Raw genomic sequence first — 21,167 nt, forward strand, 5'->3', positions numbered from 1 at the left:
CCTCGGCTGTATCAGAATTTGGTGCGGAAACTCAGGCCCGCCATAACAACCCGAAGCGACGTCTTGATGTTCAGGTTCGCGTAGGGGTTATAGATAATGTTAGTAATATTATCGCAGTTTACGTTACAGCTGGTGTCCGCCGGAATTGTCTCCACCGAGTGCAGATAAGACAGATTCATATCGATTTCCGTATCTTTATCCCACTGGTAGCCCATACCAATGCTGTACAGGTTGGCACCACCGAACGGCGCCATAATCGAGCGCTGGTCGTCAGGAATCACCGAATCCCGGATCTCGACTCCGGCTCTCAGGTCCAGCCGCGAAGAGGCGTGAAACTCCATGCCAAACGCCCAGTTCCACTGGCTGGTGAAACCAAGAGGCAACTTGAGGGTGTTGGAGGTCGCATTGTCCGGAGACAGAATCCGCGCAGCGTTCAGAAACTCCAGGTTCCGGTCGAAGCGGAAGTTGAAAGCATCCCACTGGGCAAAATCCGTCCAGCCAACATCCGCATTCAGAGTCAGCCTCGGGTGAACATCCACACTGATACCCGTCTGGAAATGCTGGGGGTACACCAGATCCATGCTCACGTTTCCGGCCTCTCTGGGCGCTCCGGAAGGCAAGCTCAGAATGGCCGAAGTGATGGCACCAAGTACCGAGCCGTTCAGCCCCTGCCAGAAGCCCGACCAGTCGTCGGTATACTGGATCTCGAACTGACCCTTGAGGTTCATGTCGGCTTCCGAGGTGTAACTGGCCCCCCAGGCAAACCAGTCGGTCGGTTCCCACATTACGCCCAGCGCATAGGTGGGGGAGATGGTCTCCTGCAGTTTCAGGCTCATGGCACCAATATCATCCCATGGACCGATGTTTCCACCGCATAACGCAAGCCAGGGCTGCAGAGGTTCGTCGCCGCTTTCACAGTTGAAGGCATCCTGCAGAACTTCCGCAACACCCATCAGCATGTTCGGGGCACGCATATACTGGTCAGCAGCAAAACCAAAATGGGAAAGATGAATACCGGCACCCACGGACCACTCGTCATTAATCTCGTAACCAACGGTGGGCGACAGATAGGTGGTGCGCTGCAATGCGGCAGCCTGGGGCTGATAGCGGCCGGGATCATTCTTTTCGCGATAGAAGCCCGCCGCCATGGGCAGGTAAAAGGCATTGGCGAAGGTGAGCTTGGAGCCCGGAGAGTTGATGCTGATCCCGGCGGAAGGCGCCACTGCCGGCCCCGGCGGTAGCCGTAAAATGCCATAGCCTGGCACGAAGAGCGCAACGTTGTTGGTGTGACTGTGGGTATTCGCCACCGGATCCCGTTGTTTACCGGTTAAGGGATCCTCTTCCAGACCATTGATGCCAAAAATTTCATAGTCATCATCGGCATTGAAGTCCGCGTCTATGTCCAGATAGATACTGAGCAGGCTGACTTCCAGCTGACGGCCGTCCAGCCGGGTCAAACCTGCCGGGTTGTAATGGATCGACATTATTCCGGGAGGGTCTGCCGTTACCGCGTTACCCAGTGCCAGTGCTTTCGGATGCAACGTCAGGTTCTGGGTCATCTGCGCCTGCGCCCCTGCGGAAAGGGCTCCGGCGATACAGGCTGCCAACAGCTGACGTTTGCGACTAACTTGTGCCATGAAGTTCTTCCCCCTGCCCTGCGTTATCTCCGAACCCGGTCACTCTTTCAGCCCCGAGAAGTTAATAGGCAGGGAGACACCCAGCGAAAAGTCGGGAGCATCTTCGGTCAGCCCCATACCAAGGCTGGTGTTCACGATGGTGGTATCACTCACGCGGGTACCCAGAGACAGGCTGAGAAACCCGGTCATCTGATCTTGGGCGACGGCCTGCTCACCATTGGAGAAGCTCAGAACCGTCTCATCGCTATAGCTAAGCTGGGCCGAAATACTGAGAGAAATGTCGTAGGACAGCGAATAGGCAAATCCGGCAGAGCCGGACAGGCCGAAACCGGGCTCTACTTCCTTCAGCAGGCGGGCTCCCCGCACCTGCTCCAGGCCGTCCACCGCCAGATTATAGGTGGCACTCACGGAGCCGAATACCACAACAGGATCGAGCACCTTCGACATACTCAGCCCGCCACCAACCGAGTAATAGCCGCTACCAGTAGACAATTGCTCGTTGATATCGATTTCGTAAGGGCTGACGCCGGTTTTGCTGCTCAGGGTACCGAAAAACGTCGTCGACACCTTCCCCGGCACGTAGGCAAATGGCTGCCAGCGCGCTGTCAGTGATACATCACCGAAATCGTAAACGTTGAGTTCATCCTGGGTGTCATACTTCACCACCAGTGGGATGCGCGTGCCCACCGTCAGGTTATCCAGCAACCCGTAGTCGTAGGAAAACGCATTGGTGAAATTGTGTGTTGCCGAGGGCACCACATCGAGGTTGCGTACCGAGCCATCGGTAATGGCCAGATCCAGTCGCTGATCTCCGGTGTAGGAATAATCAAAGGAATAGCTCAGAGAATGAGTGCCTTTGCGCTGCAGAGAGTAATTCTTCTCTGCGGCCTGGAAGACTTCCTCAAGCTGCTTGGTGGAGTCTTCATCACCATCCTGACGCGCCAATGCATCCCGCGCCTGATCCACACTGCCATCCTGGGCGCTGACAGTACCCGGGAGCACCCCGGCCACACACACAAGGACAAAACCTCGCACAATCCAACGATTCATCCTGACTCCCTACTTTTATTTGTTGTATTCCTGGCCGGGCAACAAGCTCCGGAAATTTAGTGTCTACGGTAATGAAGCTGCTTGCGGGTATTCTCTACCGAGCCGTCCGGATTATTCTTCTGCCGTTCAAGCAAATTCTGGATGCGCCGCTCCGTTGCCTCATGGAAGCGGGGAATGCGCTCGAGTGCGAGCAATGTCATGGTCTGATCGTCAACAAAGCGCAGGTCTTCCTCTTTCAGTTCCAGGTTATCGAGAGGCTTGTCACTGCCGGGAAAAACGATGAACAGGACATTGTCATCCCACTTTTCCTGGAACTGCGCGACGGTGAAGGAAATATTGCCGACAGAGGGGTCGGCCAGATAAACACGGCCATCGCGAATGGTGCGCAGCACAACAAAGTGCTTGAATCCAGCGTGATCAATAGGAACGATCGCAGGATGATCCAGCTCCATCAAATCCTCGATTTCAGCCTTGAAGCCGCCCGAGGGATAACCGAGCGCAGTCACCAGACGCTTCATATCCAGCATAGAGAAAGCCCTCCGCTGGACAATTCGCTCACTCTCTCCGTAATGCAGGAGCCCCTCCATCACCTGGCGCTCTGTCAGGGAGCGGCCCACGTAGAAGTTGAGCACCGTAGTCAGCGCGGCACTGCCACAGCTGTAGTCGTAGGCCTGACGCACAATGTTGCGGAATTTCTGCTCGACCAGAGGCTCGATACGCGTGTCCCAGCGCAGCTCAATGTCACTGGCATCCACGCGTTGTTCAACAACAACCGTACCCGGTTCGAACGGGTCAGCTTCCGTTGCTTCCTGAACGATGGTGAAAGTAAGAAGTGATCCGGCGAGCACCAGCAACATCTGTGAAGATCCCTGTTTTTATTAGAGGTACAACGTATCGGGTTACAAGTTGTTACCGTACGATACCGAAATCAGGGAGGGCTTAAAGATAACTGTGCCTCAAATCTGGCGCCGTGAAAGATCGTCTGAGTGGGTCGCGCATCGCGAACAGGAACGACGTGCCTTGCTACCAATGTGGTGGTTTCGAGCACGGCCCGGTTCGCAGCCAGGTCGGCCTTAAAGGTTTCAAGCTCATACTTTCGGCTGGCCATAGATGTATCCCGCAATCTTTTGTCATACTATATACATTAAAACGAGAAGGGAGGGTAAAGCTTGACGTCCGTCAAGATCACCTCCACCAAAACCTCCATACTTAAATGACACGAATGCAAAGGAAAGGAGCCTTACAAATGAATCAAGAACTGATCGACAAAGCCAGCCGTCTGAACGAAACCCTGCTTGGCCAGTTCAGCAAAGCCGCTGAAATGCAGATGGACGCATTCCGCCGTTACGCTGATCTGGCGATGGATCAGGCCAAGAAAATCTCGGAAGTCCGCGACATCGATGGCTTTAAACAGTTGACCTCAGAGCAGGTCGATACCCTGAAGTCCCTGAACGATCAATTCACCAGCGACTGGAAAGCGTGGCAGGAGTACTTCGCCGAGGCCCGCGACCAGGTTCAGGGCATCTTCCAGCAAGACGTCGCTGAACCGGCCCAGCCCAAGGCTCCGGCCGCCAAAGCCGGCAGTAGCAAAGCCACTGCCTGATCAACATGGCAGAAATCGGCCGGAACGGAAGCACCGTCCCGGCCGTTTTTTTATCCAGCGGCAGGAGCACAGTATGTTTGGTCTGGATCGAGTAAGTAAAACCGCCAGCAATCTGGTGAAAACCTTTGGCGACAACGTCAAGCAGGGGCAACAGCAGCTTGAAAGCTGGCTGGGCGAAAGTGGCATGGTGGATGAAACAAAGCTCTCCACCATCAGCGAAATGTCCGACGCCTATCGCACCATGGCCGAAGACTTGATTCTTCACCCCCTGCGCTTTGCCAGTGCCGAACTGGATCTGGCAAAAAAACACATGGGCCTGGCTCGTTACACCCTTAACCGGCTGACCGGTAAACAACCAGAACCGGTCGCCAACCCTGAGCCGGACGATCGCCGCTTCATGGCAGATGACTGGCGCAAGCATGTACCGTTCGACGTACTCCAGCAGGCCTACCTGATCAACTCCAAAGCCTTTCTGGACTGGGTTGAGGGAATGGAAAGCCTGCCCGGCCCGGCCCGCGACCAGATGCTGTTCTACGCCCGGCAGTTGACCAGCGCCCTGTCCCCCTCCAACTACCCGCTCACCAACCCCGAGGTATTACGTATCACCTGGGAACGCAAGGGTATGAACTTTGTGGACGGCGCCCGCAACCTTGCGGAGGATATTCGGCAGAACCCCAACCTGTTCAACGTAGGGATGACAGACCGCTCTGCCTTTGAAATCGGAGGCAATCTGGCGACCACTCCCGGCAAGGTGGTGTATCAGAACGAACTGATGCAGCTGATCCAGTATTCACCCACCACGGAAACCGTCGCCAAACGCCCGGTGCTGATCGTGCCGCCATGGATCAACAAGTACTACATTCTGGACCTGACCGAGCGCAACTCCTTTATCCGCTGGCTGGTGGATCAGGGTCAGACCGTGTTTATCATTTCCTGGCGCAACCCGGGCGCAGACCAGAAGGACACCAGCTGGGACGACTACATCACTCTGGGGCCACTGGCGGCAATCGACGCCATTACCGAGGCCACTGGCGAGAAAAAAATCAACGCCATCGGTTATTGCATCGGCGGCACTCTGCTGGGCACCACCATGGCCTGGCTTGCCGCGAAAAAACGCAACCCGATTGTCAGTACCACCTACTTCACCACATTGCTCGACTTCTCGGATCCCGGCCAGGTTGGCGTGTTCGTGAACGAACACTCGCTGCGGGCGCTTGAGCGCAGCATGAACCGAAAAGGCTATCTGGACGGCCGCGCCATGGCGCTGACGTTTAACCTGTTACGGGAAAACGATCTGTTCTGGTCCTACTGGACCAACAACTACCTGAAAGGTCTGAAGCCCAAAGCATTCGATCTGCTGTACTGGAACACAGACGGCACCAACCTGCCAGCGCGCATGCACAGCTATTACCTGCGGGAGATGTACCTGCACAACCGCCTGGTGCAGCCCAACGCACTCACCCTGGCCGGTGAAAGTATGGATCTGGGCAATATCAAAACACCCTCGTTTTTCCTCTCGGCCCGGCAGGATCACATTGCCAAATGGAAAGCTACCTACAAGGGCGCCAGGGTATACGGCGGTGACGTACGCTTTGTGTTGTCCGGGTCCGGCCATATTGCCGGAGTCATCAACCCGCCCTATAAAGAGAAGTACGGCTTTTGGACAAACGACCAGCTGGCCAGCAATCCCGATGACTGGCTCGACAGTGCCGAACATCATCCGGGCTCCTGGTGGCCTTACTGGCGCCAATGGCTGGCCGGTTATGAAGGCGAGCAGATCCCGGCCCGCCAACCCGGTGACGGCAAACTCGAGGTCATCGAAGATGCACCGGGAAGTTACGTTAAGGTGAAAGCCGGAGAGGCTGGCCGCTAAACGCTTGCAATCAAAATGGTCGCGAACGATCATGCTGTTCGCGACCTTTTATTTTTTTCTTCCCGAGACAGGAGCACCATGGGCCAGCCGCTTCCGATTTCCCGAATCATGCACACTGGCCCGCTGCTTCAGTGCATACCCGAGACTACCGTCGCCGAAGCGGCCGCCAGAATGGCTGAATATCAGGTCAGCTGCATTCTGGTTTCAGAAAACCAAAACATTATCGGCATCTGGACAGAGCACGACGCACTGGCCGTCGACTTTTCCGATCCCCGGCAGTTCCGGCAACCAGTGAGCGCGGTCATGAGCTCGCCGGTATTGTCCATGCCCGATACACTGGATGCAGGCGAAGCCGCCATCCGGCTCCGTGAAACCGGCAAACGCCACTTTCTGATTACCGACAGCAACGGGCAGCCCACCGGCATTCTGTCCCAGACTGATCTGGCCCGAAATCAGGGTTTGGAGCCCTACCTTCGTTTGCGCGAAGTCCGTGCCGCCATTGCCAGGCCACCGCTCTCCGTTGCCGGTGATCGCTCGCTGGGCGATGTTGCCCGGCAAATGCACCGGCACCATGCCGATGCCGTGGTTGTCCAGTGCCCAGCCAAAGGCCTTGGCATACTGACAGAAAGAGACATCGTTCGCCTGGTGGCTCGCAGCACCGAAAATACCCGGGTGACGGATCTGGCGACCCGCCCGCTACTAACGGTTAATGAAAATGACCCGCTTATCCACGCCCGGGATTTACTGATAGAAAAGCGCATAAGGCATCTGGCGGTAGTAAATGATGCTGCAGAAGTCACCGGCCTGATTGGCTTTCATGACATGCTCGCGGGCGCCGAGCAGATGTATCTGAACGATTTGCGGGATGCGCTGGAACAGCGCGACAAGGCACTGGCCAGGTCTCGCCGAAGCCTTCAACTGGCAGAGCGGGTGATCGAATCATCCCTCGAAGGCATCATGGTGACCGACGGGAAGGCCCGTATTGAATTTGTGAACCCCGCCTTCACACAGCTGACCGGCTACACCGCCGAAGAAGTCATCGGTCACAAGCCCGATATTCTGTCATCCGGCCGACACGACGCCGAGTTCTACACCCGCATGTGGCAGGCTCTTGAACACCACGGCTACTGGCGCGGAGAAATCTGGAACAGACGCAAAACCGGAGAGCTCTATCTGGAACTGCTGACGGTGACCGCTATCACCGATAATGAGGGCAAAACCACCCATTACGCAGGGCTGTTTACCGACATAACCCAAAACCGGAAAAACGAAGAACAGATCCGGCAACTGGCCTATTACGCCCCCCTGACCAAGGTGCCCAACCGGCGGTTGCTTGAAGACCGGCTAGAGCATGCGATCCGCCACGCTCACCGCACAGAGATGCGACTGGCCGTGATGTTTATGGACCTCGACCGATTCAAGCAGGTTAACGACTCGCTGGGTCATTCTGCGGGCGATGAACTGCTGCTGCAGTTCGCGGATCGGGTAAAAGAATGTTTGCGGGAAGACGATACACTCGCCCGTTTGGGTGGTGACGAATTTATTGTGTTGCTACCGGAAATGGAACGCCTGTCGGACGTCCTGAAGGTTGCGGAGCGGCTGGTCGCCATCAACCAGGCGCCCTACCTGATTCAGGATCACAGAATTACCCTCGGCTCCAGCATCGGCATCAGCCTTTACCCGGACGATGGCCAGACGGTTCAGGAGCTTATTCACGGTGCCGATGTTGCCATGTATCAGGCCAAGCAAGACGGGCGAAACCGCTACTACCTGTTCAATCCCGGCGCACGGCAGATAGCGGCTGCCCCGGTGATTGATGGCAAAATCACGAACTGACATATATCAATTCCAAATGGAATAGCACGCTATTCCGCACCATTGTCCTATTGCGCTTGTCGATCTGCCTCGGGAAACTTGCGTAATTTCCGGTACCTACAAAAACCACACGATAAAACCGGTTTCCAACTTCCCGGAGGCTAAACCTGATGACGATCAGACACTACCTGCTGGCAGCGATGATGCTGCTTACCGGCAGCTCTTTACTGGCTGCTGACACACTAAAGATTGGCCTGAACTATCCACAAACCGGCCGCTACAAAGATCAGGGCCTGCAACAAAGGCTGGGAGCATTCCTCGCGACGGAGGAAATCAACCGGGCAGGCGGCGTACTCGGAAAACCGCTTGAGCTGATTATCCGTGACACCCGTGGTGAACCCGAACTCGGTGCAAAAAATACTTCAGAACTGATCGACCGTGAAAACGCTGCCATGGTGTTTGGCGGCGTTTCCAGCTCCGTTGCGATTGCCTCGGGCAAAGCAGCGGCAGAGCGTGACCGCATCTATTTCGGTACCCTGACCTATGCGAATGAAACCACGGGCAGCGAAGGCCATCGACACATGTTCCGGGAACCCTACAATGCCTGGATGGCTGCCAGAGCCCTCAGCCAGTATCTGGTCAATAACCACGATAACCAAAACTATTTCTACATCACCGCAGACTACACCTGGGGCCACTCGGTTGAAGAGTCGATGCGGAAATTCTCCGGAACCGAGAATACGGAACAACACCCGGGTGTCAAAACCCCCTTCCCCAGAGCTTTAATCAGTGACTTCAGAGGTGCCCTTGAGCAGGCAGCGAACAGCCAGGCAGACGTCCTGATGCTGGTACTGTTTGGCGACGACATGGTTCGTGCCCTGCGCGTAGCACACGATATGGGGCTGACCAAAACAATGCAGATTGTCGTGCCCAACCTGACACTGGGCATGGCAAAACAGGTGGGGCCAGCCATTATGGAAGGCATCATCGGCGGCGCGCCCTGGGTATGGAACCTGCCCTACGAACATGGCTACGAGCGCGGCCAGGCCTTTGTTGAAGCCTTTTCCAGCCAGTACGACATGCGCCCGTCATCCTCGGCAGCATCCGCCTACAGCATCGTTTATCAATACAAAGACGCCGTAGAAAGGGCTGGCAGCACCCGCACGGCAGACGTTATCCGTGCTCTGGAAGGACATCGCTACAACTTCCTGAAAGATGAACAGTACTGGCGTGAATTTGATCACCAGAACGTGCAGACAGTTTATGTCGTTCGCAGTAAACCCCGTGATCAGGTACTGGCAGACCCGCTGGGATCCGACTTTTTCGAAATCCTGGATTCTCTGGCTGGCGACGAGGCGGCACAAACCCGGGAAGAGTGGAACCAGCGCCGTGAAGCCGCGGGCAAACCCGCCCGTCTGTAAACCCGCCACTTTACCCCAACCGGGCTTTTCCTGATAATTGAGCCATACCCAGAACACATGGACGGTTATCAGGAGCGCCAGGCCCGTGACGATCTGCAAAGGACTTCAAAGCAACACCACCTTGACCCTGCCGGAGAGTTGCGACCTGCTGGTCATTGGCGGAGGAATCAATGGCACCGGCATTGCCATGGACGCCGCTGGCCGGGGGCTGAAGGTGGTCTTGTGCGAGATGAATGATCTTGCCTCGGCCACATCCTCCAACAGCAGCAAGCTGATTCACGGTGGCTTGCGATATCTCGAGCATTACGAGTTCCGGCTGGTACGCGAAGCTCTGGGAGAGCGCGAAGCCCTGCTGCGCACAGCGCCCCACATCATGTGGCCCATGCGCTTCCGGCTGCCACACCAGCCTCATCTGCGACCTGCCTGGATGATCCGCACCGGCCTCTTCCTGTACGACCATCTGGCAAAGCGAGAATTGTTGCCGGGCTCCAGAGCCATTACCTTCGGCCCGGACTCCCCCCTGAAGCCTGAAATTGTTCGGGGCTTCGAATACTCCGATGGCTGGGTCGATGACGCCAGGCTGGTGGTGCTGTCAGCCAGACAGGCTGCGGCCAAAGGCGCGGTGGTGTTGCCCCGCACCCGGTGCAGCAAAGCAGTGCGCCAGGCGGACACCTGGCAGGCAACATTGGTGGACGAACGCAGCAAACAGCCTCACGCCCTGCGGGCGAAAGTGATCGTTAACGCCACCGGCCCTTGGGTCAGCAGTCTGTTCGAAAACAGTTTGTCGATGCCCGCGCCAAAACAGATACGAATGGTCAAAGGCAGCCATATCGTGGTGCCACGATTGAACCGGCATGACGAAGCCTACATTCTGCAAAATCAGGATGAACGCATTGTCTTCGTCATTCCCTACGAGGAGCATTTCTCGTTGATCGGCACCACCGATGTTGACTACACAGGAGACCCTTCCGCCGCCAGGATTTCTCCGGAAGAAACCGATTACCTGCTCGGCATCGTCAATCAGTACTTCAAACACCAACTCTCGGCAGACGACGTGGTCTGGAGTTATTCCGGGGTCAGACCCCTTATGGACAATGAAGGCGGAAGCGCCCAGTCAGCATCACGGGATTACGCCTTCGAGGTTGATGAAGCCGAAGGTCGTGCTCCGGTCATATCCGTGTTCGGTGGCAAGATCACCACCTACCGCAAGCTCTCCGAAGCCGTGACCGACAGATTGTGCGACTACTTTCCCGGTGCGGGCAAATCCTGGACGGAACACGCCGTGTTACCGGGCGGCGATTTCACCAGTCAGAAACAACTGCAGACCGAGCTGGCAACCGACTACCCCTGGCTTAGCGATACGCTGCTGTGTCGATTCGTGCGCAGCTATGGCACCGACAGCCGCCATATTCTTGCGGGCTGCCAGAGCCCGGAGGATCTGGGCGAATGGTTTACCGAAACCCTGTCCCAGCGGGAAGTGGATTATCTAATGTGCCACGAGTGGGCCATGACACCGGAGGATGTGCTTTGGCGGCGCAGTAAACAGGGGCTTTATATTTCCCGCGATGGCGAAGCGGCGCTCAGCAACTATATGGCGGAGCGCACTCAGAATGCCACCAGCTCTGCCACCCTGGCCTGAAGTTTCGGCACCACTTCAGTCTCAAACCAGGCATTATTGCGCAACCAGCGCAGATTGCGCGGGCTGGGGTGAGGCATGGGGAGCACACCCATCGACCAGTACTGCTGCCAGTTTCGCACCTGCTCGGTCACCGGTTTTTTCTTACCCGGCAAATGCCAGGCCTGGGCGTACTGGCCAATCACCAGGGTTATCTCGACATTGTGCAGCCGATCCAGCAGCGCCTGCCGCCAGGCGGTGGTGCACTCCGGCCTGGGCGGCAGATCTCCGGACTTGCCGTTGCCGGGAAAACAGAAGCCCATAGGCAGAATCGCCAGACACCTGTCGTCGTAAAAGACCTCCCTGGATATCCCCATCCAGTGACGTAAACGGTCGCCACTGGGGTCGTTGAAGGGCAAACCGCTTTCATGCACCCGCCGCCCGGGCGCCTGGCCTACCACCAGAACCCGGGACGACTCGCTAAGCTGCACCACCGGCCGGGGCCCCTGAAAGCGCACCACCACCACACAGTCCTGGTTAAGATCACCGGCCTCGAAGGCCGCTTTCAGCTCATCCTGATCATTGAATACAACCGCGGGCGCGTCCACGCGGTGATGCTCCGGGGCGACCGCTGATACCTTGATAACCCCACGGCCAAGATTGCCAGACAACACCTTTAAACCGCCATCTGACGCAAACGGTTGCGCGACCTCCGCCAATACATCCGGTGCCGCACTGACTGTTCGGGCAGGCTGCCACACCAAACGCTCCCCCTGCAGCTCAGGCATCCGGGCATAACGCTCCAGCCCATGGCCAACCACGGTTTCAACGTCATTATGCAAATAACCGGCGCTCAACAACTCGCGTATCAGAAACGGCGTACCTCCAGCGTTGTGGAAAACGTTCACATCCTCCTGGCCATTCGGGTAAATCCGGGTAAGTGAAGGCACCACCGCCGACAAGTCGGCAAAATCCTGCCAGTCAATGACGATGCCAGCGGCCCGCGCCACCGCAATCCAGTGTATGGTGTGATTGGTCGATCCGCCGGTAGACAGCAGCGTCACCAACGCATTGACGATCGACTTTTCGCTAACCATGTCCGCCAGGCCGAGTTCGCCACCATTGGGTTTTGAAAGCCGGATAACCTGCTCGGTGGCCTCGTTCATGAATTTCAGGGTGTCTTTATCAGCCGGGTTGCAGGCTGCAAAACCATGGGCCAGGTTGCCGCAGGAAAGTGAGGCCCGATGTGGCGACTGCGCGCCAAGTTGCCGCATTCTTGCAAGGTCATCCCGTCGCCTCCCTTGGCTACGAGCAATGATACGCTGGGTGACCCGGTTAATTTCAGGATGCATCACTTGTCACCTCACAGGTCAGAATGAACGAATTATTACGGATATTTGAAAAATAACTGGATTAAATCGATAGAATTTTGGTAAATTTACAACATGTTCGAGCAGGAAAACACGAGTTGTCCAGGCCGCAACGCCCAAGATAGCATGCGGCCACCCTACTCGCCCTCCACGCCAGAGCCATGACTGCCACATAACGGTAACAAGCCCCGACGATACTGCCGCCATCAACGCTCTGACGAGACAAACCCCGTGCCCGCCAGTGCCCGCGAACCTCAACCAAAGGATGACTGCTATGCTCAGGCGCACCAAAATTGTCGCTACTCTCGGCCCGGCCACCAACACTCCGGAAGCTCTCACCAACATCATCATGGCTGGCGTTGACGTTACTCGCCTCAACTTCTCTCACGGCAGCGCCAGCGAACATATCGAACGGGCCCGACGGGTACGCGAAGCTGCCCGAGCCACCGGCCGCTTTGTCGCCCTATTGGCGGATCTTCAGGGCCCCAAACTGCGAATCGCCCGGTTCAAGGATCACAAGGTGTCTCTGCAGGCTGGCCAGACCTTTGTTCTGGACGCCACCATGGACAAAAATGCTGGCACCTCCGAACGAGTCGGCATTGACTATGAACAACTCATCAGTGATGTCGCCCGTGGCGATATTCTGGTGCTGGATGATGGCCGCATCGAAATGGAAGTGATCTCCGTCGATGCGCACAGCATCACTTCCCGGGTACTAATTGGCGGGCCACTCTCGAACAACAAAGGGCTTAACAAGCGTGGCGGCGGCCTGTCTGCAGATGCGCTCACCGAAAAAGACAAGCAGGATATTGTCACAGCAGCCAAGCTGGGCGCAGATTATGTCGCGGTGTCCTTCGTGCGCACCGCCGAAGATATGCATGTGGCCCGCCAGCTGCTGAGAAAGGCTGGTTCCGACGCCGGGCTGGTCGCAAAAATCGAACGGGCGGAGCTTGCTCACGACGACGAAGCGCTGGACGCCGTCATAAAGGCCTCCGATGCGGTCATGGTGGCCCGGGGTGACCTGGCGGTTGAAATTGGCGACGCCGAACTGGTGGCGGTACAGAAACACATCATTTCCCGGGCCAGGGTTCTGAACCGGGCGGTGATCACGGCAACCCAGATGATGGAATCCATGATCACCAATCCCATGCCCACCCGCGCAGAAGTATCAGACGTGGCCAACGCGGTGATGGATTACACCGATGCTGTGATGCTCTCAGCAGAAACAGCCGTCGGCGATTATCCGAAAGAAGCCGTCGAAGCCATGGTACGCATTTGCCTGGGCGCCGAGCGGCATCCGTCTATGCACCAGTCCAAGCACCGCATCCACGAAAGCATGGAGCGAATCGACGAGGCCATCGCCCTGTCGGCCATGTACGCTGCCAACCACCTGAAAGGTGTCAGCGCCATCATCTGCATGACCGAGACGGGCTCCACACCGCGCCTGATGTCACGGATCAAGTCGAGCCTGCCAATCTTTGCGTTTTCCGGCCATCACTCCACCCAGCACCGGGTGGTGTTATTCCGCGGCGTGCAGACCATACCGTTCGATTCCTCTACCATTGCCAATGAGCACACCAATGCCGCCGCCGTAGAGCAGCTCCTGCAACAGGGGGTTGTTCAGAACGGTGATCTGGTGTTGATCACCAAAGGCGATTACGCCAATGCTCAGGGCGGCACCAACTCGATGAAGATCGTTCGCGTCGGCAGCGACATCCGATAAAACCTGCGCCCTCCCGAGCCCCGCGCAACCAGGGCGCGGGCTCTCAATTATTTGCAGGCATCGATAAGACTGTCTCTGGCCAACCGCTCAATCGCTGCCCAATCTTTCGTTGCCACCAGTTTTTCCGGCGTCAGCCAGGAACCCCCAACCGTTCGGACATTCGGCAGCGACAGGTAAGCCGCGGCGGTCTGCCGGGTAATACCACCCGTGGGACAAAACTCGATATCCGGGAAGGGCCCACTCAACGCCTGAAGCGCCGCCCTGCCTCCGGCAATTTCCGCCGGAAAGAACTTGAACTCGCGATAACCCTGATTGTAACCACCCATAATATCGGATGCCGTAGCTACCCCCGGCAACAGAGGGATAGGCGCCGTTACACCGAATTTCAGCAACGTATCGGTCACCCCGGGGCTGACCACAAAATGGGCTCCCGCGCCTTCCGCCTGTCGATACTGCTCAATACTGGTCACCGTCCCCGCCCCCACCCAGGCCTCTGGCAGCGCCTTGCGAACCTGGTGAATGGCCGGCAAACCGTGGCGAGTCCGAAGCGTGATTTCCAACACCCGTATGCCACCAGCCACCAGTGCCCGGCACAGTGGCACCGCATCTTCCGGGTGATTAATGGTAATAACCGGCAACAGGGGCGAGGCACTCAAAAGGCTTTGAATCCGGCTACGGTGAAAATCCGACAACTGATTCATAACAATCTCCGACAGGGCAGGCTTAAGCATTCAGGGACTCCAGAACACACGCAGACCGGATTTCAGAAAAGCGCGAACAGGCATGGCCATTTCATTCTCTGGCGCCTGGCAGGCTGCGCGAAGCGTCTCGAGCTTGTCATCCCCTCTCAGGTGCAAGGCGGTAAAGCGGGCACCGGCAAGAAACGCCCGGGATAAGCTAACTCGCGGATGCGACTGGGCCAGACGACCCCGCAACAGAGTGGCAACCCGCGCGGCCAGATCCTCTGCCACCTGCTCAGCCCGAGAGTGAAAGCAGCCTAGCACACCTTCCGGTAAATCAATTTCAGGCATCTTCATACCAGCTCCTGCCAGTTGCCAATAATCTGATCAACCCAGCGCCAGGCAGACTCCACCTCATCCCGGCGCACAAACAGATATTGATGACCTTTCATAACTTCCCATAGCAGACGCTCATAGGCATCGGGAATCCGCCCGATTTCAAAGGCCTCAGAAAAGCTCAACTCCAGTGGGCCTTGACGTAACCGCATACCTTTATCCAGCCCGCGACCCTTGGTCAGTATCTTTAGCGCCATCCCCTCATCCGGCTGCAGGCGGATGATCAGCTTGTTATTGGCTATGTGCTTCTGATCCGGATCAAAGATGTAATGGGGTGCTCGCTTGAAATGGATAATAATCTGGGGCAGTTTTTCAGGCAGCCGCTTTCCGGTGCGGATATAGAAAGGCACACCCGCCCCGCGCCAGTTGTCGATTTCCGCTTTCAGTGCCACGAAAGTTTCGGTCTCACTGCCCTTGTTTGCCCCCTCCTCCTCCAGATAGCCGGGGATAACCTCGCCATTGCTGGTGCCAGCCGAGTACTGCCCACGCACCACATAATGCTCCATCATGTCTGGAGTGATGCGCTTGAGCGCTTTCAATACCTCTACCTTCTCATCGCGAATACTGTCCGGCGACAGATCTGCGGGCGGATCCATGGCGATCAGGCACAGCAACTGAAGCAGGTGGTTCTGGATCGTCTCCTTACCGAGGTAGTGATCAATTCGAAATAGCTGGTCCTCACTGAAGACTTCCGCCAACTCGTTATTGATCACCTGCGAAGACGCCAAGTCGTGACCAATCGGCTTCTCAACCACCACCCGGGTTGCCCGACTGCAACAGCCGACCGCTTTCAGGTTACGGGCAATTTCACCGTAAAGGCCCGGTGGCGTTGCCATGTAAAGAATCAGTTCATTGGCCGATTCATGTCGCCAGGCTTTCAATGCCTGGAACCGCGGGGCATCAAAAAAGTCCAGAACCTGATAGTCTACCCGCTACAACAGAGCCTTGGCCGCCTGATCGTCGAACTCCTCAGGCTGAACATACTGCTGCAGCTTGTCCAGAAGGGCTTCACGCACCTGCTTTGAGTTCAGTTGCCGCCTGGCAACCGCAAGAATTCGGCTGTCACGGTGCAGAAGCCCGGCCCGATCGAGGTGGTACAGAGCCGGAAACAGCTTACGATGCGCCAGGTCCCCCATCGCGCCGAAGATCATAAGATCACATCGGGTATTGCTACTCTCAACCATCCAACCTACTCTCTGCTCGACTCCGGAGAACGTCAACCACTCGGCAGCCCTGTTGTTTTAAAGTAGTAATCTTAACCAAAAAAAGACATAAATAGGCGATCATAAGAGAATTTTCTTCCCATATTTTATTTTAACTACCGCAGCCACCGACAAAACACGGTATAATTCAGGGCTTTCTCTTTTTTCGACGGAACCAGATGCAGGGAGTAACCATCCATGGCCGCATACCGGGACGAGAATCTACTTGAGGATATTCAGGCGCGATTGGAAGACCTCAACAAATCTGAACGGAAAGTTGCCGACGCCATTCTGAGGGATCCCGGCGCCGCGACCCGTTACAGCATTGCCGCACTGGCCCGTGCCGCAAACGTCAGTGAACCTACCGTCAATCGCTTCTGTCGCGGCTTTTCAGCCACAGGCTTCCCCGACTTCAAGATTCGCCTGGCGCAGAGCATTGCAACGGGCACACCCTATGTCGGGCAGGACATAGAGCCCGACGATACGGTAGAAGATTTCACCGATAAGATTATGCTGAGCACCATAGCCAGTCTCGACAAGGCTCGCCAGTCGCTCGATCCCAAAGCCATTTCCACGGCCATTGACTACCTGATCCAGGCCAAGCAGATCAACTTTTTTGGCATGGGCGGTTCTGCGTCTGTTGCCCTTGACGCCCAGCACAAGTTTTTCCGCTTCAATATCCCGGTGGCCTCTTATGACGATGCGTTGATGCAACGCATGGTCGCCGCTGGCTCTCAAGTGGGAGATGTGATTGTGGTGATTTCCTATACCGGCCGAACCCGGGAAAGCGTGGAAATCGCCAGCGTAGGCCGCGACAACGGTGCCACAGTGATCGGTATTACCAATCCGGACTCGCCTCTTGCCGAGTGCTGTACGGCGGTTCTGGGTGTTACCGCTCCGGAAGACACTGAGGTATACATGCCAATGTCGTCACGCATCATTCACCTGACGGTCATTGACATACTTGCCACTGGCGTCACGCTGAAGCGGGGCTCCGACTTCCTGGGCCATCTCAAGAAAATCAAGGAAAGCCTTAAGGCAACGCGCTTTCCCAAGACATATCGAGCAGGGTGAGGCATTACCGCCTCATCCCTCTCACAGAACCGTACATACGGGCCACGTATACGGCTCATGTAAACGCTTATCCTACAATACTGGGACACAGAACCCCATCCGTTGGCGGGTCAAGTCGACCAACCCCAAATCATCATGCAACCAGCGGTTGGGTATCGCGTAGCTGGACAGTGGGCTCCGCGCATTATGCCAGCTCTTCATCCGGATCGATTTAAACGGTGGCTTGTAGCACAACTGCTTCAATCGCCGGTGCAGGCGTCCTGGCGTTTTCCACTGCTTGAGCTGGAGACAGCGCAGGCGCCGCCTTAGACACCATCTTCTTTCATGTGGCCGGGGTTGCTGGCTTCGCCGGGCAAACGAAAAAACCCCAGCTTCACAAGAAGCTGGGGTTTGTATTTGGAGCCTGACGATGACCTACTCTCACATGGGCAACGCCACACTACCATCGGCGCAGGACTGTTTCACTTCTGAGTTCGGGATGGGATCAGGTGGTTCCAGACCGCTATGGTCGTCAGGCAAATCGGTTGATCACTGGTTGGACGGGATAGAAGATGGGAGTTTTCACTCCGCTGTGATGAACGATTTCGCAGGTTATCCGCAATTATCTTGGGTGTTATATAGTCAAGCCGCACGAGCAATTAGTACCGGTTAGCTCAACGCCTCGCAGCGCTTACACACCCGGCCTATCAACGTCCTGGTCTTGAACGGCTCTTCAGGAGGCTCGAGGCCTCGGGGAGATCTCATCTTGGAAGGGGCTTCCCGCTTAGATGCTTTCAGCGGTTATCCTGTCCGAACATAGCTACCGGGCAATGCTTCTGGCGAAACAACCCGAACACCAGAGGTTCGTCCACTCCGGTCCTCTCGTACTAGGAGCAGCTTTCCTCAAATCTCCAACGTCCACGGCAGATAGGGACCGAACTGTCTCACGACGTTCTAAACCCAGCTCGCGTACCACTTTAAATGGCGAACAGCCATACCCTTGGGACCGGCTTCAGCCCCAGGATGTGATGAGCCGACATCGAGGTGCCAAACACCGCCGTCGATGTGAACTCTTGGGCGGTATCAGCCTGTTATCCCCGGAGTACCTTTTATCCGTTGAGCGATGGCCCTTCCATACAGAACCACCGGATCACTATGACCTACTTTCGTACCTGCTCGACGTGTCTGTCTCGCAGTCAAGCGGGCTTGTGCCATTACACTAACCGCACGATGTCCGACCGTGCTTAGCCCACCTTTGTGCTCCTCCGTTACGCTTTGGGAGGAGACCGCCCCAGTCAAACTACCCACCACACAGTGTCCTCAACCCCGATAAGGGGCCAGAGTTAGAACCTCAAACATGCCAGGCTGGTATTTCAAGGTTGGCTCCACCGGAACTGGCGTCCCGGTTTCAAAGCCTCCCAGCTATCCTACACAAGCATGCTCAAAGTTCACTGTGAAGCTATAGTAAAGGTTCACGGGGTCTTTCCGTCTAGCCGCGGATACACCGCATCTTCACGGCGATTTCAATTTCACTGAGTCTCGGGTAGAGACAGCGCCCCCATCGTTACGCCATTCGTGCAGGTCGGAACTTACCCGACAAGGAATTTCGCTACCTTAGGACCGTTATAGTTACGGCCGCCGTTTACCGGGGCTTCGATCAAGAGCTTCGCACGAATGCTAACCCCATCAATTAACCTTCCGGCACCGGGCAGGCGTCACACCGTATACGTCCACTTTCGTGTTTGCACAGTGCTGTGTTTTTAATAAACAGTCGCAGGGGCCTGGTATCTTCGACTGGCTTCTGCTCCACCCGCGGGGGTTTCACATACACGCCAGCGTGCCTTCTCCCGAAGTTACGGCACCATTTTGCCTAGTTCCTTTACCCGAGTTCTCTCAAGCGCCTTGGTATTCTCTACCTGACCACCTGTGTCGGTTTGGGGTACGGTCTCGAATAGCCTGAAGCTTAGAAGATTTTCCTGGAAGCAGGGCATCAATGACTTCGCGTCCGTGGACACTCGTCGTCACGTCTCAGGATTGAGGACCCGGATTTGCCTAAGTCCTCTCCCTACTCGCTTAAACCGGGACAACCGTCGCCCGGCTCACCTAGCCTTCTCCGTCTCTCCATCGCAGCTATCCAAGGTACGGGAATATTAACCCGTTTCCCATCGACTACACCTTTCGGTCTCGCCTTAGGGGCCGACTCACCCTGCGCCGATTAACGTTGCGCAGGAACCCTTGGTCTTCCGGCGTGCGGGTTTTTCACCCGCATTATCGTTACTCATGTCAGCATTCGCACTTCTGATACCTCCAGCATGCTTCTCAACACACCTTCGCAGGCTTACAGAACGCTCCCCTACCCCGCATACAGAGTATGCAGCCGCAGCTTCGGTGACCAGTTTGAGCCCCGTTACATCTTCCGCGCAGGCCGACTCGACTAGTGAGCTATTACGCTTTCTTTAAAGGATGGCTGCTTCTAAGCCAACCTCCTAGCTGTCTGAGCCTTCCCACATCGTTTCCCACTTAACTGGTACTTTGGGACCTTAGCTGGCGGTCTGGGTTGTTTCCCTCTTCACGACGGACGTTAGCACCCGCCGTGTGTCTCCCGGATAGTACTCACAGGTATTCGGAGTTTGCATGGGGTTGGTAAGTCGAGATGACCCCCTAGCCCAAACAGTGCTCTACCCCCTGTGGTATTCGTCCGAGGCGCTACCTAAATAGCTTTCGGGGAGAACCAGCTATCTCCGGGCTTGATTAGCCTTTCACTCCGATCCACAAGTCATCCCCTGGCTTTTCAACGACAGTGGGTTCGGTCCTCCAGTTGATGTTACTCAACCTTCAACCTGCTCATGGATAGATCGCCCGGTTTCGGGTCTATGCCTAGCGACTGATTCGCCCTATTCAGACTCGGTTTCCCTACGGCTCCCCTAAACGGTTAACCTCGCCACTAAACATAAGTCGCTGACCCATTATACAAAAGGTACGCCGTCACAGAACAAGTCTGCTCCGACTGCTTGTACGCATACGGTTTCAGGGTCTATTTCACTCCCCTCACAGGGGTTCTTTTCGCCTTTCCCTCACGGTACTGGTTCACTATCGGTCAGTCAGGAGTATTTAGCCTTGGAGGATGGTCCCCCCATGTTCAGTCAATGTTTCTCGTGCATCGACCTACTCGATTTCACTGAACTCAGGTTTCGGATACGGGGCTATCACCCACTATGGCGGCACTTTCCAGAGCCTTCTCCTACCAGTTGTTCAGCTTAAGGGCTGGTCCCCGTTCGCTCGCCGCTACTGAGGGAATCTCGGTTGATTTCTTTTCCTCAGGGTACTTAGATGTTTCAGTTCCCCTGGTTCGCCTCTTACACCTATGTATTCAGTGCAAGATACCGATCCGAAGATCGGTGGGTTTCCCCATTCAGAGATGCCCGGATCACAGCTTGTTTGCCAGCTCCCCGAGCCTTATCGCAGGCTTCCACGTCTTTCATCGCCTCTGACTGCCAAGGCATCCACCGTATGCGCTTAGTTGCTTGACTATATAACCCCAAGATAACTGGGTTCCGAGGAACTCAATCTCTTGTGGCTGTTTCATCAACAACCTCAACGATAACACCGGATAACGCTTGAAATCGCTATCACTTTGAACAATCTTCTCTCGGAGATAATGAGAGAAGAATATTCTGTTCTATCTCGTCCAATTTGTTAAAGAGCAAATCTGACCCAGTGATCAGAAAG

General features: G+C 56.0%; 13 protein-coding genes, 2 rRNA genes and 2 pseudogenes. 7 read left to right on the top strand and 10 right to left on the bottom strand.

Annotation, left to right across the window (positions count from 1 at the left end):
- Positions 1–11: 11 nt before the first annotated feature.
- Genes C7H09_RS18400 through C7H09_RS18410 form a run of 3 tightly spaced genes read right to left on the bottom strand, consistent with a single transcriptional unit; the run spans position 12 to position 3,544 of the window.
- A complete protein-coding gene (locus C7H09_RS18400) occupies positions 12–1,637 on the bottom strand; it encodes an OmpP1/FadL family transporter (RefSeq protein ID WP_106765497.1) in 1,626 nt (541 codons plus the stop codon).
- A gap of 39 nt (positions 1,638–1,676) precedes the next feature.
- On the bottom strand, positions 1,677–2,687 hold the full coding sequence (locus C7H09_RS18405) for a flagellar protein FilC (RefSeq protein WP_106765499.1): 1,011 nt from the start codon (positions 2,685–2,687) through the stop codon (positions 1,677–1,679).
- 56 nt (positions 2,688–2,743) lie between these two features.
- Positions 2,744–3,544: a C39 family peptidase gene (locus tag C7H09_RS18410; RefSeq protein ID WP_106765501.1), complete on the bottom strand. Its 801-nt coding sequence runs from the start codon at positions 3,542–3,544 to the stop codon at positions 2,744–2,746.
- A gap of 389 nt (positions 3,545–3,933) precedes the next feature.
- Here C7H09_RS18410 and C7H09_RS18415 point away from each other — a divergent pair, with 389 nt between their 5' ends.
- The 5 genes from C7H09_RS18415 to glpD all read left to right on the top strand — a co-directional run bounded on the left by C7H09_RS18415 (position 3,934) and on the right by glpD (position 11,038).
- Positions 3,934–4,290 carry a phasin family protein gene (locus C7H09_RS18415; protein WP_106765503.1) on the top strand — a complete coding sequence of 119 codons (357 nt, stop codon included), beginning with the start codon at positions 3,934–3,936 and terminating at the stop codon, positions 4,288–4,290.
- A gap of 73 nt (positions 4,291–4,363) precedes the next feature.
- Complete coding sequence (locus C7H09_RS18420; RefSeq protein ID WP_106765505.1) at positions 4,364–6,163, top strand: PHA/PHB synthase family protein; 1,800 nt, start codon at positions 4,364–4,366, stop codon at positions 6,161–6,163.
- Between the two features lie 78 nt (positions 6,164–6,241).
- Positions 6,242–7,999, top strand: coding sequence for a diguanylate cyclase domain-containing protein (locus C7H09_RS18425; protein WP_106765508.1), 1,758 nt, complete (start codon positions 6,242–6,244; stop codon positions 7,997–7,999).
- A 149-nt stretch (positions 8,000–8,148) separates the two neighbouring features.
- Entirely contained in the window at positions 8,149–9,399 is a 1,251-nt protein-coding gene (locus tag C7H09_RS18430; RefSeq protein ID WP_106765510.1) for a substrate-binding protein, read from the top strand.
- 85 nt (positions 9,400–9,484) lie between these two features.
- Positions 9,485–11,038: a glycerol-3-phosphate dehydrogenase gene (gene glpD, locus C7H09_RS18435; protein ID WP_420844203.1), complete on the top strand. Its 1,554-nt coding sequence runs from the start codon at positions 9,485–9,487 to the stop codon at positions 11,036–11,038.
- Here the strand turns inward: glpD and C7H09_RS20605 are convergent.
- Together C7H09_RS20605 and C7H09_RS20610 are read right to left on the bottom strand one after the other, a co-directional pair.
- Complete coding sequence (locus C7H09_RS20605) at positions 11,005–11,538, bottom strand: uracil-DNA glycosylase family protein (RefSeq protein ID WP_476738591.1); 534 nt, start codon at positions 11,536–11,538, stop codon at positions 11,005–11,007. The genes glpD and C7H09_RS20605 overlap by 34 nt on opposite strands.
- A pseudogene (locus C7H09_RS20610) lies at positions 11,512–12,225 on the bottom strand (dihydroxy-acid dehydratase domain-containing protein); the annotation flags it as partial. The pseudogene C7H09_RS20610 and the gene C7H09_RS20605, both read right to left, overlap by 27 nt.
- Positions 12,226–12,658: 433 nt before the next feature.
- Here C7H09_RS20610 and pyk point away from each other — a divergent pair.
- Positions 12,659–14,107, top strand: coding sequence for a pyruvate kinase (pyk, locus tag C7H09_RS18445; protein WP_106765514.1), 1,449 nt, complete (start codon positions 12,659–12,661; stop codon positions 14,105–14,107).
- Positions 14,108–14,154: 47 nt separating this feature from the next.
- Here the strand turns inward: pyk and C7H09_RS18450 are convergent, their stop codons facing one another.
- From C7H09_RS18450 to C7H09_RS18460, 3 genes and pseudogenes are all read right to left on the bottom strand, one after another.
- On the bottom strand, positions 14,155–14,808 hold the full coding sequence (locus tag C7H09_RS18450) for a bifunctional 4-hydroxy-2-oxoglutarate aldolase/2-dehydro-3-deoxy-phosphogluconate aldolase (RefSeq protein WP_106765538.1): 654 nt from the start codon (positions 14,806–14,808) through the stop codon (positions 14,155–14,157).
- 30 nt (positions 14,809–14,838) lie between these two features.
- Positions 14,839–15,144 carry a 6-phosphogluconolactonase gene (locus C7H09_RS18455; RefSeq protein WP_106765516.1) on the bottom strand — a complete coding sequence of 102 codons (306 nt, stop codon included), beginning with the start codon at positions 15,142–15,144 and terminating at the stop codon, positions 14,839–14,841.
- A 5-nt stretch (positions 15,145–15,149) separates the two neighbouring features.
- A pseudogene (locus C7H09_RS18460) lies at positions 15,150–16,367 on the bottom strand (glucose-6-phosphate dehydrogenase); the annotation flags it as partial.
- A gap of 216 nt (positions 16,368–16,583) precedes the next feature.
- On the opposite strand from C7H09_RS18460, the gene C7H09_RS18465 reads away from it, so the two are divergent.
- Positions 16,584–17,459, top strand: coding sequence for a MurR/RpiR family transcriptional regulator (locus tag C7H09_RS18465; protein WP_106765517.1), 876 nt, complete (start codon positions 16,584–16,586; stop codon positions 17,457–17,459).
- A gap of 401 nt (positions 17,460–17,860) precedes the next feature.
- Here C7H09_RS18465 and rrf read toward each other — a convergent pair.
- Together rrf and C7H09_RS18480 are read right to left on the bottom strand one after the other, a co-directional pair.
- Positions 17,861–17,975, bottom strand: a 5S ribosomal RNA gene (gene rrf / locus C7H09_RS18475).
- Between the two features lie 101 nt (positions 17,976–18,076).
- Positions 18,077–20,968 (bottom strand): 23S ribosomal RNA (locus C7H09_RS18480).
- Positions 20,969–21,167 lie beyond the last annotated feature (199 nt).

It is taken from the genome of Marinobacter fuscus (genome assembly GCF_003007675.1).
In the GTDB taxonomy this organism is placed as follows: Bacteria; Pseudomonadota; Gammaproteobacteria; order Pseudomonadales; family Oleiphilaceae; genus Marinobacter; species Marinobacter fuscus.